Source organism: Rivularia sp. UHCC 0363, from assembly GCF_034931125.1.
GTDB lineage: Bacteria > Cyanobacteriota > Cyanobacteriia > Cyanobacteriales > Nostocaceae > Rivularia.
This window is the reverse complement of sequence record NZ_JAYGHM010000042.1, coordinates 55,061-68,659: the sequence shown is the minus strand read 5'-3', so window position 1 is coordinate 68,659 and position 13,599 is coordinate 55,061. Positions and strand designations below refer to the sequence as shown.

The following is a 13,599-nucleotide window of genomic DNA, read 5'->3' as shown; positions in this document are numbered from 1 at the left end:
TGGAGGTGCTGCAACAAATGCAATGATGAAGCAGGTAACAGCTGCTAGTAGGGTAGGGATCATCAAGACACCGAACCAACCGATATATAAACGGTTGTTGGTGCTGGTGATCCACCCGCAGAACTGCTCCCATGCGGAGGCGCTCTCGCGTCTTTGTAATGTGGTTGTCATGGTTCGGATAATTGCGTTTTATTTGTTTTATAATCAGGCGTTATTTTTATTGCCTGCTATTACTACTATACATCAGTCCATTCACTTAGGATCATCTGCTTAAATATATATTAGTTATTGCAACTATAATTAAAACTTATGTAGGCATAGGTTAAAGGTCAAAGGTCAAAGGTAATAACTTCTCCTACTCCCCAATTTAGAAATCAAAGTATATATAAGGTAATCGACCTTCGGGGGCTAAAACCCAAACTGCCCAGAGACATAATGGGATGAATAGAAGTTTTAAATGCCAATTAAGCTGTAGTTTCAGACGATTACTGAAGGCGTAGCTTATACCCATGACGATCGCAATACCAATTAATAAAGCAGCTAATTGATATTGACTTATATTAAGAGCTTCTACGTAGACTTTTTGAGCAAATTGTGAATCGGCAGGACGACCCCATAAGTGGGTAATTACTAACCAAGAATCTTGTAAATTAGGTAAGCGGAACCATATCCATGAGGTGAAAACCATTAATTGAGTAAGCAGCCAAGCTAATACGACCCCGGCGGGATTTTGCCAAAAATGTTCTAGAGGTTCGATGCGATCGCTAACAACGTCAGTCAAACGATGTACGATTAATGCAAAACCGTGATATGCCCCCCAAACAACCCATCCTAATGCCGCATCGTGCCAAATTCCGGCGAGAAGCATGATAATCATTAAGTTCAAGCAGGTGCGAGCCAAACCTTTACGGGAACCTCCCAAAGGAAAATAAAGGTAGTTACGCAGCCAATCTCCTAAAGTCATGTGCCAGCGCCGCCAAAAGTCGGCAATACTGGTACTGAAGTAAGGATGATTGAAGTTTTCTGGCAATACTAAACCGAAGAGCAAAGCACTACCGCGAGCAATATCCACATAACCGCTAAAATCTAAATATAGCTGTAAGCCATAAGCAAAGGTCGCCAGCCATAAATCGAGGCTACCCGCTCTCTGTAAACTGCTGAAAGATAAATCGACAAAAATTCCTAAATTATCTGCTAATAGAGCTTTTTTTGCCGCACCCCTAGCAATTAACCATAGTCCTTCAGCGATAGTTTCGGCAGCAGGAAACTTAAGGGTATTAAATTGATTTGCCAAATTATGGTAGCGAGTAATCGGACCCGAAATCAATTTAGTAAAGAAAGATTTGTAGCTAGCAAATTGAATAAACTGCTCCGCAGCAGGTGCGCCACGATAAACATCTATTAGATAAGCTATACACTCAAAAGTAAAAAATGAAATTCCTAGAGGTGCAATTGATTTAAAAGCATTCGCGCTTGTAGGACTAATACTGCGGTCATTGAAGAAATTAAACAAAGGCAGCAAATACTTGAACCCAAACAGCAGCAAAACATTTAAACTAATACCCAGCCATAGAATCTTCAACCGATGACGGTTCCAATCAGCTTGAGCAAATTGCCATTGTTGATTAGAAATTCGCCAATCAAGAGTATGCTTTCCAGGTGAAGTATTTTGTCCGAGGGCTAACCCCAAACGAAAATTTATATAAATTAGCGTCAATAACAGCGGTACATAATAAATTTGGTTAGACGCATAAAAAATTAAGCTGGCAATCAATAAAGTCCACAGTCGCAACCTTTGTTGTTCTACAGACCAATAAATTCCCAGTACACTTAATAAAAATAGTCCGTATGCAAACGAAATGAAATTCATTGGTTAATTATTAATAGGGCATAGGGAGTAGGGCATAGGGAATAGGGAGTAGGGCATAGGGAATAGGGAATAGGGAGTAGGGAGTAGGGAATAGGGAATAGGGAATAGGGAGTAGGGAGTAGGGAGTAGTTTTGAAGTTATAACTCCTAATTCTTAACTCCTAACTTCTCCTTGTCTCCTTGTCCCCTTGTCTCCCCATCCCCCCATCCCCCCATCTCTTCATCACTTCCCACTCCAAGGAATCATTGGGTCTTTGGCGAGTTTTTTGGATACTTCGTATGCGCCATAACGATTGAGGTGACTGGGGTCGGAAAAATAATCGTTGGCTTCAAGCCATATTTGACTTAAGTCTCGGTAAACGAAATTAGAGCGACTGGCAAAACTCAACATAAATTCCTCAAATTGTTGTTCATATTTTTTACGTACTGGATCTAAATAATCTGCCGTCAGAGGCATATTTACGAACACTACATTTATATTTCGAGATTCTGTGTAGTTGAGTAATGCCTGTAAGGCGGCGTTTTGCTCGCCAACTAAATCATAATTTTGATAGTCTTGATCGTAATTACCCGCAACTCTTGGGTGTTTTTGATAATAAGTATTGGGATCGAAGCGGATTGATAAAGGTAAAAATCCATCGAAGTCTACTGCGTAGTTGTCAGCTTCATCTGAAGGATTTATTGAATAGCTTGGAGAATCTTTCTTCAAAGCGCTAATTATGGGTAAAGATTTATATATCTGGTTAATTTGGGTTTTTAATTGATCGCGTGTTCTGTAAGATCTTGAAACAGTAGCGAATCCTTGATTTAGCTTTTCGTTGATAATTTCATAGCCATTACTTTTGTTTTTGGCAATTTGTGCTTCTTTAGAGGTTTTGGGCGGATTTGTAGAGTCAATGGCTAAAGATGTTTTGAGAGCATATTGATAACCGGGTGATGCGGCGATCGCTTCAAAGGTGCTATCTCCTCTACCGCTATTAAAAGCACGAGAACCATCGGCCCAAATAATTGTCTGCGGTAATTCGGATGGCTGGAGTACGCGACGAATCAGAAAATCTACAACTTGGGCTGTTGCACCGTTAATACCGAAATTAAACACATCAACATCTGGATAACCTTCTGTAGCTAAACCTTTAGACAGCGCATCTGGGTCTATACCCCGTAAAGCACGGGAGGAACCGATAATTAATACATCCGGTGGCGCACCATTTTTTACAAGACGCTGTTTGTATAATGCCAATTGTTCGTCTAGCTGACGAGCATTAAAACTAGGAAGTGGCGATCGCGCTGCTAAAAGTATGGCCGTTGCTGTTGCTTTACCTCGGTCGGATTTTTCTTTACTAGTAAAACCAGAATCGTTAAATACTTTTGAGTTTGGATTGGATTTTTCTTCAGTGGTGTTTGCGAGAAATGCTGTTCTTGTTTCTTCGGTGGCTGTGGTGGGCTGCGATTGAACTATTGGTGTTGGGGGTACGAAGGTTGTTAAAATTTGACCCAATAACCAATCAGTTTGTAAACTCAACAATAATCCCAGGCTACCCCAAATTAAGGCAAGGCGACGGACTTTATCTGTATTTGGCTGGATTGGCTGTTTTTCAACGAATAACTGGGTTCTTAAAAACCAGTTTTTGACGCTTCCACCCCAATCCTTGGCGATGTCAGCAACAAATGAATGGACTTCTTCGGCAGTTAAATCGGGTCGTAATACGGTTTCGCTATTACTTGGTAATAATTCCTGTACGTAAGCGGAAGTTGCAGCAAATTCTGGAGTTGCTTCTGGTACTACTCTTTGACGCTCCTGGAAATCTGTACCTGACTGCCAAAATGGCTTTTTGTTACCAGCACGTCGTCCATATACTCGTACTCCTGCAAGTTCAGTTAACTGCAAATGTTTAATAAAATGAATAACTTTGGGAGCTACCTGTTTGCGTGCCGGACAAACTGGAGCATCGCACATGATGTGTAATAAATCCTGCTTACGCAGCAAAATTACGCGAATACCGCCGGTTTTTAAACGTCTGTCTAAATTGGGATTGAGCAAACGCTGAAGTAAAAAAGTAATTGCTTCAATATCGCCGGAACTAGCTAATTCAATCGGTGGTGTTGCTAAAGCTGGATGTTCCTTAGCCGGTAAAGACAGCCAATCAATCCAAGCGGGTTCGGAAGATGAAATTTCTTGTCCGTAAATTGCTGCGGATAATATCCCTTGAGGAGCTAAAGCTTCTAGGGTGGGAACAATTTTATCCAAACACAATGTTTTTGCTGGAATCGCTTCACCAGGAGATTTAGAAGCGGTTGTACAAAAAATATGTAGCGTTGAATCTTGTAAAGAAGCTTGCACCTTGACTTTAGAATCAGCAAATCCAAGATTTAAAAGTTTAGCAATTGCTTGTACATCTCCCCATCTTGCCCATTCTTTGAGCATCATTTCTGGGGGTGTTAGATCGATCAGCAGCAGCCAATCTGGCTGAGTTTCCCCAACAACTTGTGTAGAAATAACTGCATCTTGATAGCCCAACAGTTTGAGATGTCGTAATTTAGCCGCTACAGGTTCAGCAATTAAAGATGGGTCTGGGGTGTAATTTGATTGACAAAAAACCCACAAACGGCTTTTATTTTGAGGAATGCGGTCTGATGGCTTTTGTTTTCTGACTTTGACTTGAACTGCTACACCCAAAGTACTCAGAGTTTCACTGAGATAGCGAGCAATTGCATTTGGGTCTCCTTGGCTGGCTAAGCTTTCGTTCGATACGACTAACGCGACCGTCGGATCGATCGGGGTATGGGCTGTTAAAAGCGCATTATTTACCTCTTCTAAGTGCTTATCAAGTTGATTTAAGTAAACCTTATGGCACCATTCGGGGCGTTTTTCGCTTTTTTTCTTTCCGTAAACGAAAACTTGGTATATTGAAGATTGTTCGCTTTTTGCTAAAGCATCTAAATCAGTTTGCTGTAGTGCTTTGAGCAGATCGGACAAAGTTTGCCAACGAGGGGGTCCTGACTGTGATTCGCAAAGGATGTGCAGGTCATTTCCTCGCAACCGGACTTTTACCCCCAAAGAGTTTATTCCTGTTGCTTGGCTTACCCACTGTGCTAATGATTGTTGGGTTTCTATAAAGGCTGTTTTCATCGTAAGTGGACGAAAAGGAATTGAGCAGACGCGGAAACGGCGACAGCTAGTAAACTAGAACCATCGAAGTATTCAGCTACGAAGTTTTTTTTAACACTTTTGTTCTCTTATTGGTTTTTCTGGTTTGACCGTTGACGATTTTATTTGCCTATATTAACGGAGTAAAGAAATTTATAGTTCTCCAGTTGTGAATTTTTGTGTTTTATTTAACTTATCTTACTGCATCGTAAAAAATATCTATGTCACCTGAATCTGTTAATTTTAAGTCATCCAAAACCGAATTAAATTTAGGTCTATTTTCAATTCCCCAGTCTGTCATCTTGCAAGCTGGTACCGTTTCTGTCCTAACATTAGTATTAGCAGAAAAAGCTACGCGAGAAGCACTCATAGCCGTAGGACAAGCCAGCGAAGAATTATTTCGGGGCGAACGCCTACCCATACTTGATTTTCCAGCTTCAAAAAAGGCAGATTAAAGCCGTATACGCAGTATAAGAAGTCTTAACCCGTCTGAGGAATGGAAAATTTATTATATGTGGGTGCAGAACCACGAAAAAATCATAAACAGTAATCAGTTCTATTACTAAGCGAGGATATGAGTACCGTTTTATACCCTTCGACTCCGGCTGTAAATATCTATACCGCATCAGATTTGTTTTTGCGCCATCGCTTACAAATCGTTGAGGAAATGTGGGAACTGGTTCTCCGCGAAGAATGCGGACAACAAATGGTAGATCTCCTCAAACAGTTACGCGATTTATGTTCTCCAGAAGGACAAGCAACTGACAATCAAGCTGCTTCAGTATCGAGTTTAATTGAACAATTAAGTATTAACGAAGCAATTAGGGCAGCTCGTGGATTTGCTTTGTATTTCCAGTTGATCAATATCGTAGAACAAGACTACGAACAGCAGCAGCAATTGACTCGCTACGAAGAAGATGGGGAAACTGGGGAAACAGATTTATCGAATATCATTTATTCGAGCAATCACCAGCAAGAAGTTCATCTTAACAACAGAGTAAATGCAGATTTATTAGTCAAAAGTTGGCAAGCTAAACCTAATGTCAAAGACAAAGGAACGTTTGCCGAACTATTCCCCAAGTTATTTAAATTAAACGTACCACCGGGACAAATTCAACGCTTAATTGCACAATTGGACGTGCGTTTAGTGTTTACAGCTCACCCAACTGAAATTGTCCGTCCAACCATTCGAGATAAACAGCGACGAGTGGTAGATTTGCTGCAAAAACTCGATGTATCAGAAAAGCGCTCTGGTAACATGACCGCAGGAGGATATTCTTGGGAAACAACCCAACTTCGCAGTCAGTTACTTGAGGATATTCGGTTATGGTGGCGTACCGATGAACTGCATCAGTTTAAACCCAGCGTACTTGATGAAGTAGATTATGCGCTGCACTACTTTCAATCCGTACTGTTTGATGCGACTCCGCAGTTATACGAGCGCCTAAAGCATGCTTTAAACTTAACCTTTCCTAGACTTGATCCACCAATTAAAAGCTTTTGTCAATTTGGTTCTTGGGTAGGTTCCGATCGCGACGGGAATCCATCGGTAACTCCAGAAATAACTTGGCAAACGGCTTGTTATCAACGCCATATGGTGTTAGAAAAATACATCGAATCCGCTAAGTCATTAATTGAATTATTGAGCGTGTCGCTGCACTGGAGCGATGTTCTACCCGACTTATTAGAATCGCTGGAAATCGAACAGTCCCAGATGAGCGGAGTCTATGATGCACTGGCTTTACGCTATCGTCAGGAACCTTATCGTTTGAAACTCGCTTATGTGGTTAAGCGACTGGAAAATACCCGCGATCGCAATTCAGCATTGTGGAAGCGCGAGATTATCAAAGACGACAAAGCGCCAATTTACCGTGGTGTAGAAGAGTTTTTAACAGATTTAAGGTTAATTCAGCGCAACTTATCAGAAACTGGTTTAAAGTGTCAGCAGTTAGAAAATCTCCTGACTCAGGTTGAAATTTTTGGCTTTAACTTGACACAACTAGATATTCGGCAAGAGTCAACCCGTCACAGCAGCGCGATCGCCGAAATTTTAGAATATCTGGGAATTCTAGAGACAAATTACGAGGAATTACCCGAAGCGGAGAAAATTGCTTGGTTAGTAACCGAACTGCAAACTAGAAGACCGCTAATTCCCGCACAGTTACCATTTGGAGATAAAACCAACGAAGTTGTAGAAACCATACGTGTATTGCGATCGCTACAGCAAGAATTTGGCCGCAATATTTGCCAAACTTATATTATTAGTATGTGTTGCTCGGTCAGCGACGTACTAGAAGTATTGCTATTGGCTAAAGAAGCAGGACTTTACGACCCCGGAACAGCGATCGGTACAATCCGAGTAGTTCCTTTGTTTGAGACAGTAGAAGACTTACAGCGCTCCAGACAAGTCATGCGAGACCTGTTTTCTCTTCCTTTATATCGCGCATTACTTGCGGGAGGGTATGCGTTTGAAGGAGAAGACAAGGGGATAGAGGGAGGACAAAGACCTGCGGTAGTTTCCCCTGTTGAGGAAAGTGTCCACAGACAAGGGGAAAAGGACATCAAGAAGGTAAAAGGGACATTTTCCGCTTCCTCGGCTTCTACGATGAATCCCAACTTACAAGAAATTATGTTGGGGTACTCCGATAGTAATAAAGACTCAGGTTTTCTGAGCAGTAATTGGGAGATTCACAAAGCCCAAAAATCATTGCAGCAAATAGCCGAAGAATACGGTTTAAGCGTGCGAATATTCCACGGACGTGGTGGTTCCGTAGGACGTGGTGGCGGTCCGGCTTACGAGGCAATTTTGGCGCAACCAGGTAAAAGTATTAACGGGCGGATTAAAATTACCGAACAAGGAGAAGTTTTAGCTTCCAAATATTCCTTACCTAACTTAGCACTGTACAATCTTGAAACCATCACCACTGCCGTAATTCAAGCCAGCTTGCTGAGTGCGGGGTTTGACGACATCGAACCCTGGAACGAAATTATGGAAGAATTATCAGCGCGATCGCGGGCCCATTATCGAGATTTAATTTACGAGCAGCCCGATTTTATTGATTTTTTCCATCAAGTTACGCCCATAGAAGAAATTAGTCAGTTACAAATCAGTTCTCGTCCAGCCCGTCGTCCATCAGGTAACAAAGGCTTAAGTGGTTTGCGAGCGATTCCTTGGGTATTTAGCTGGACGCAAACCAGATTTTTACTACCTGCATGGTACGGAGTCGGCACAGCTTTGCAGGAATTTTTGAACGAAGCCCCCGACGATCACATACAGCTATTACGTTGCTTTTACAGGAAGTGGCCATTTTTCAAAATGGTAATTTCCAAAGTAGAAATGACCTTAGCAAAAGTCGATTTACAAATGGCACGACACTATGTAGAAGAGCTATCCAAACCTGAAGATAAGCAGCGCTTTTATGGAGTATTTAACCAAATTTCCAGCGAATACTACCTGACAAAAAATTTGGTTTTACAAATCACCGAAAGCGAAAGACTTTTGGATGGAGACCCAATTTTGCAGCGTTCGGTACAGTTGAGAAATGGTACTATTGTACCTTTAGGATTTATCCAGGTATCCTTACTTAAGCGTCTGCGTGACAGCAAAACCAACGCCATTTCTGGAGTAATTCACTCGCGTTACAGCAAAGGAGAATTGCTCAGAGGTGCGCTGTTAACTATCAATGGAATTGCTGCTGGGATGAGAAATACTGGTTGATGGTAATTGGTAGTTGGTAGTTGGTAGTTGGGAAAGAATTAAGAGTGAGAAGTAAGAATTTATAAATTTATTGCTCGCGGTTATTGATACCCATCCCCCATTACCCCATCATGACTAAACAATCATCACAAAAAAGATTACTAATTTGCACTTTCCTAGCCCTTGCATCTGGCTTTTTCAGCGGTTATGTTGGGGGACAAATGAGTGTACAAGCTCACAGGCAAAACTGTCAAAACCAACGTTGGGAATTATTTAAAGCTGGCTGTAAAGTAGTGGTGGCACCCGGTGCAATGTGGCAAGGTAGCACTACAGGAATTTGGACTGGAAGTGTCTTGGGTGCCTTTTTTGGGGGGTTAGTAACTCGGAAGGAGTAAGGAGTTAGGAGTTATAAAATTTTGGATTTTGGATTATTCAATTCAAGCGGTGTGAGGTTTGTAGACTATTCCAATTTTTCCAAGAATTGCTATTGGTGTCGAAACATTGCCACGAACCTTTTGATTCTTGATAGCAAAATAAGCTCCGCTCGCTAGCTTGAAGATTATCGGTAAAATAGTACACTATGTCTCTAAAAGGATAAGTTTTGCGACTTAATCTTTTTGCTACAGCTTGGTTGGGACATTCAACGATAAACACTGGCTCGGAATCTATATAGCCTAACGAGAAGATACACATCCGTAAGATAGCTCGCAGCCAGCTTTCAGAGTCTTCAAAACATTTGTCTACAATTGTATTGCTTAAAGCTCTTTCTAATCGACGATTTTTTTGTTCGGGAATACGATGCTCTGACATAGTGTCACCATATTGCGACAGCATTACTTTGAGATTAAACTATAAGCCTTATAGATGACAAGCGCATACGAAAATTTACGGCATCTCAAGGTTCATTTTGAAAGTTAAAGGTAAATGGTAAGCAAAGGTACCGTAAATTGGTAAGATTTAGTTACAAGAATAATAATGATTTGCTATGACTGTTGAAGCGAACCAAGTGAATCCGTCAACGAAGGGTGCTGATGCTGTTGATGAAGCTATTGCCAAGGGAATTGATTTAGATGGTTCGACTATTGAACCGACTAAGTTGGACTTATATCATAAAGTTATGGCGTTAGAGGGCGATAGACAACGTAGTGGCGTAAAAAACACTATGAGGTCTCGTATTGTGAGAATTGGGGCTAAGCATATTTCTCAAGCTGAACTTAATCAAATGCTTGAAGAAGCTGATTTTGCACCTTTGAAGGATAAGGAAATCGCTTTTTACTACGGTGGAAAGTAAGATAATTAACACATGAGAAATCGGGTTTATTCATTTTTTGATTAAATCGTTATTAGACATCTTCGGAAATCTTGTAGAGACAAGATATAATGCCTATGGCACACTGTGTCCGGAGCGCACACTTCGTGAACGTGTGTCAACATTATTTTTCGGAGAATACCCGGCGATTAAAATCGCGGCTACACAGGCAAAGTCCGCCTGCGCGGACTAATTAAGCCCACGCAGGTGGGCTTCGTATCTGTAGCCCCACCCTTCGAGGGTGAGGGCGGATGTGGTTGATTACAAAACACCCCGATAATTTCTTCTAAGGCTTAACAATGGCTTGCAAACTATAATCACCCGATTGACTACCTGCGGAAGATTTCGCTTCTATTACATAAATTCCATCTGCTGGTAAAGTTGTTGCAATTCGAGAGTTAAAATCACCCGCACCCCTATCATCGTTTTCAACTATTTTGTTTGCTTGATTACCTTCAGATGTCTCAACAAGCTGATATAAAGCTAAAGCCGGATTCATGCTTTTACTTGTCATTTCAATCACTACTTTTTGTGCTGTTTTACCCCGAAAAACATACAAATTCACAAAGCTATTATCTTTTGTTAATTTGTCATTGATGATTTGACCGTTAAGCGAAATAGCAGTAAATTCTCGCTGTTGTGGTTTGGTTAAAGTCGAAACTGTTGATAAATCTTTTTTGCTTGCTGCGGCTATAAATGACCGTATATTAGATACCGGAATCGAAAAATTCATCCCTGTATTTAATTTTCCTGGTGAGCCAATAATCGATGTATTTACACCTATTACTTCAGCTTTGGAATTAAGCAGAGGACCCCCAGAATTCCCACCGTAAATAGGTGCATTGTGTTGAACCTCCCCATCGTTATTGATGCGAGTGATGTTTCCTTGGGTAAACGTGTCTTTAAATTCGGGGTCGAGAGGTGAACCAAGAGCAAAAACGCGATCGCCAACTTCAGTACTACCATTTGAAGCTAATGCAATTGTCCGCAGGTTCTTCTGATTGTGGATTTTCAACACTGCTAAATCTAATCCTCCTTTAGCAAAACCCATCACGTCAGCGGGAAGTTGCTTTCCATCTTTAAATTCAACCGTTACTACACTGGGACTTCCTTCCACAACATGAGCGTTGGTCACAATCAATCCATCTTGACTAACAACAAAACCGCTTCCATGTCCTCTACCATCTTTAACCGTCACAACTGCCGGACTGACTTTTTTATACACGCTGCGAGCAATCTGCTCTTCGGCTGTTTGCGCTATCGCACGGTTGGAATAAGCTAATTTATTTCCGCGATCGGATAACAGTTGTTCAACGGCTGTTACAGTTAATAAGTTAAATAAAATACACAGTGACAGACCGCTAAATCGAAATAACTTTCCGTTCATAATAACTTCACATTTACTTCATAGAATCTATGTCAGCGGTCAAGACGAAATTTAAAACTGAATCATAAAAGGTAATTTAATTGACCATATAACTTGGAGCAATACCAGTCAATACACTTAACTGAAATTATCAGGTTTCTATCTTGCTGGCGGATTAGTTAAAACCTAAAATACAAAGAGACGTTGCACTGCAACGTCTCTACATCAGTTATCTGTACTACCTATCACTTCGACTTCTGCAATTTCTCTTCACTAATCCAATCACCGTGGAAACCATAAGGTACTCGTTGCGGAATCAATACCCGCGCAACTGGTTCGGAGGTGATATTTTGAGCGTCTACAATTACTAATTCAGATGTGTCTTTGCTGGAGTCATACACGAATGTCATCACCCAACCTTCATCTTCACCATTTCCACGAGGGACAAATACAGCTTCTCCACCACAACGATCTTTGCCAAATTCATGACTTTGAGATTTACCGCTGTTCAGGTCATATTTAATTATACCTTCAAATGAACCTTGTCCTATTTTGCCAGCGTAACCGTAGCGGGTTGGTTGTCCTAAAAAATTATCGTTGATGCGGGGGAATTCTGACGCTGCATCGTCTAAGCTTTCTTCGCGGACGCTACCATCTTTCATGTTAAATCTCCAACGGTGCATTCTAGGAATATTGCTTTGTGAATCGCTTTCAACATCTTCGGTAGCAAACATATTTGCTGAATTCACTCGACAACCCAAAAGTATAACTTCATCTCCTTGTTCGTAAGCGTTGAGGGTATGCCATACGAAACAAGCGGGAGTTTCAAACCAGCGCACATCATTATTATCACCGTGACGTGGCACAATACCGAAACGACTGGCTCTATCTTTCTCAAATTTTAAACCGGGTTCGCCTTTCTGCATCCGCATAGGATTGAATGTCATGGGCAAATCCATAAATATTGTATAGTTGGCGGTGATGGCGAAATCGTGCATCATTACTCCCATCGGTAATTCAATGGGTACAGTTTTCATAAGTTCGCCTTCTGCTGAAACTACACTGTAATGCAGATATGGCGGAGCGAAGGAATAACCGAAAAACATCATTTCACCCGTAATTGGGTCTACTTTAGGATGTGCGGTAAAAGCAGATTGTAACTTGCCGTTGTAAGTATATTCACCAATAGTCTCTAATTCTGGAACTTTGATAGCATAAGGCGCACCTCCTTCCCAAAGTGCGAAAAATTGCCCTGCGTGCCATACAAGCGCGGTATTTGCAACGTTTTTATATGCACCTTCGGGGTTGTCCATTTGCGGCGGTTCTAATAATCCACTCCACACGGCTTTACCGGCTTCATGTTCGATTTGCCATCCTTTTGTTCGCACGTAGCGATCGCGATAGCTGGCTTTACCATTAGAAATTCTTACACCGTGCAGCATTCCATCACCATCAAACCAATGATACTGTCCTTTGGGTTGCCATTGAGGATTAGGACCATTCCGCACGAACATCCCGGATAAATCGGGAGGCAATTCACCAATTATTTTCAGGTCGTCAGCGGTGATTTCTTCACGTACCGGAGCGAAATTACCATCAAGAAAGGGATTTACTGCTGCTGTTACCATTTTGGTTGAAAATTAAAGGTTAATCTATTTTAAGTTTTTAATTTTTGATTTTAGATTAACCTTGCGGATGAATCTGGGAATGCTAATTTATATTTTTCGCTGTTAAGTGCGAGCAACTGTCCAAGATTAACTGCTGCAAAATTGCCAAAAATCACTCACTGATAAAATTTGGGGTAGACAAAGATGCCCCGATATAATATACCGCGTTTTAGTTGGCTTCTTTTAAAGCAACACTAGCTTCAGGAAGAACGGCTGATTTGCTTTTCACGCCGAATGCTGAAGATATCAGTTTGGGAAATACAAGACAGATAACAGCATTGACAAAGGTTAGTAAAATACAATCTATTAAATTCATCTCCAGCTTTCCTCTCTACGAAAAAATGCTTATGTCTTATTGTGGAACAAAATGGCAAGAATTAAATCCGTATCGACTTTTAAATGGCTTTTAATTTTGATATATCTTTACGCTTTGCTGACTATTTCTAACTGCATAAATAATAATTTGTGCAAAATGAAGCATTCCGTTTCAATGAGGAGTAGTAAGTAAAAGGCAAGGAGGGGAGTAGGGAGTAGGGAGTAGGG

The 13,599-nt window shown here is 41.1% G+C and carries 9 protein-coding genes and 1 pseudogene; 4 read left to right on the top strand and 6 right to left on the bottom strand.

Annotated elements, in window-relative coordinates; translation table 11 throughout:
* From VB797_RS22175 to VB797_RS22165, 3 genes and pseudogenes are all read right to left on the bottom strand, one after another.
* Positions 1–171: pseudogene (locus VB797_RS22175) on the bottom strand (photosystem II q(b) protein); the annotation flags it as partial.
* A 196-nt stretch (positions 172–367) separates the two neighbouring features.
* Positions 368–1,870 (bottom strand): MBOAT family protein, encoded by a 1,503-nt coding sequence (locus VB797_RS22170; protein WP_323239908.1) that lies wholly within the window; start codon positions 1,868–1,870, stop codon positions 368–370.
* Positions 1,871–2,092: 222 nt separating this feature from the next.
* Positions 2,093–4,999, bottom strand: coding sequence for a DUF1574 family protein (locus VB797_RS22165; protein WP_323239907.1), 2,907 nt, complete (start codon positions 4,997–4,999; stop codon positions 2,093–2,095).
* Between the two features lie 239 nt (positions 5,000–5,238).
* On the opposite strand from VB797_RS22165, the gene VB797_RS22160 reads away from it, so the two are divergent.
* The 3 genes from VB797_RS22160 to VB797_RS22150 all read left to right on the top strand — a co-directional run bounded on the left by VB797_RS22160 (position 5,239) and on the right by VB797_RS22150 (position 9,109).
* On the top strand, positions 5,239–5,472 hold the full coding sequence (locus tag VB797_RS22160; protein ID WP_323239906.1) for a hypothetical protein: 234 nt from the start codon (positions 5,239–5,241) through the stop codon (positions 5,470–5,472).
* Between the two features lie 119 nt (positions 5,473–5,591).
* Positions 5,592–8,735, top strand: coding sequence for a phosphoenolpyruvate carboxylase (locus VB797_RS22155; protein ID WP_323239905.1), 3,144 nt, complete (start codon positions 5,592–5,594; stop codon positions 8,733–8,735).
* A 110-nt stretch (positions 8,736–8,845) separates the two neighbouring features.
* A complete protein-coding gene (locus tag VB797_RS22150; RefSeq protein ID WP_323239904.1) occupies positions 8,846–9,109 on the top strand; it encodes a hypothetical protein in 264 nt (87 codons plus the stop codon).
* Between the two features lie 37 nt (positions 9,110–9,146).
* Here the strand turns inward: VB797_RS22150 and VB797_RS22145 are convergent, their stop codons facing one another.
* Positions 9,147–9,524 carry a hypothetical protein gene (locus VB797_RS22145; protein ID WP_323239903.1) on the bottom strand — a complete coding sequence of 126 codons (378 nt, stop codon included), beginning with the start codon at positions 9,522–9,524 and terminating at the stop codon, positions 9,147–9,149.
* Between the two features lie 175 nt (positions 9,525–9,699).
* On the opposite strand from VB797_RS22145, the gene VB797_RS22140 reads away from it, so the two are divergent.
* Positions 9,700–10,005: a DUF4090 family protein gene (locus tag VB797_RS22140; protein WP_323239902.1), complete on the top strand. Its 306-nt coding sequence runs from the start codon at positions 9,700–9,702 to the stop codon at positions 10,003–10,005.
* 304 nt (positions 10,006–10,309) lie between these two features.
* Here the strand turns inward: VB797_RS22140 and VB797_RS22135 are convergent, their stop codons facing one another.
* The gene (locus VB797_RS22135; RefSeq protein ID WP_323239901.1) at positions 10,310–11,410 is read right to left on the bottom strand and encodes a S1C family serine protease; all 1,101 of its coding nucleotides are present in this window, start codon (positions 11,408–11,410) and stop codon (positions 10,310–10,312) included.
* A 224-nt stretch (positions 11,411–11,634) separates the two neighbouring features.
* Entirely contained in the window at positions 11,635–13,017 is a 1,383-nt protein-coding gene (locus VB797_RS22130; protein ID WP_323239900.1) for a carotenoid oxygenase family protein, read from the bottom strand.
* Positions 13,018–13,599: the final 582 nt, after the last annotated feature.

Coding starts and splice junctions, on each gene's coding strand:
- VB797_RS22140 (WP_323239902.1), top strand. CDS start 9,700: ATGACTGTTGAAGCGAACCAAGTGAATCCGTCAACGAAGGGTGCTGAT.
- VB797_RS22165 (WP_323239907.1), bottom strand. CDS start 4,999: ATGAAAACAGCCTTTATAGAAACCCAACAATCATTAGCACAGTGGGTA.
- VB797_RS22145 (WP_323239903.1), bottom strand. CDS start 9,524: ATGTCAGAGCATCGTATTCCCGAACAAAAAAATCGTCGATTAGAAAGA.
- VB797_RS22170 (WP_323239908.1), bottom strand. CDS start 1,870: ATGAATTTCATTTCGTTTGCATACGGACTATTTTTATTAAGTGTACTG.
- VB797_RS22150 (WP_323239904.1), top strand. CDS start 8,846: ATGACTAAACAATCATCACAAAAAAGATTACTAATTTGCACTTTCCTA.
- VB797_RS22130 (WP_323239900.1), bottom strand. CDS start 13,017: ATGGTAACAGCAGCAGTAAATCCCTTTCTTGATGGTAATTTCGCTCCG.
- VB797_RS22155 (WP_323239905.1), top strand. CDS start 5,592: ATGAGTACCGTTTTATACCCTTCGACTCCGGCTGTAAATATCTATACC.
- VB797_RS22160 (WP_323239906.1), top strand. CDS start 5,239: ATGTCACCTGAATCTGTTAATTTTAAGTCATCCAAAACCGAATTAAAT.
- VB797_RS22135 (WP_323239901.1), bottom strand. CDS start 11,410: ATGAACGGAAAGTTATTTCGATTTAGCGGTCTGTCACTGTGTATTTTA.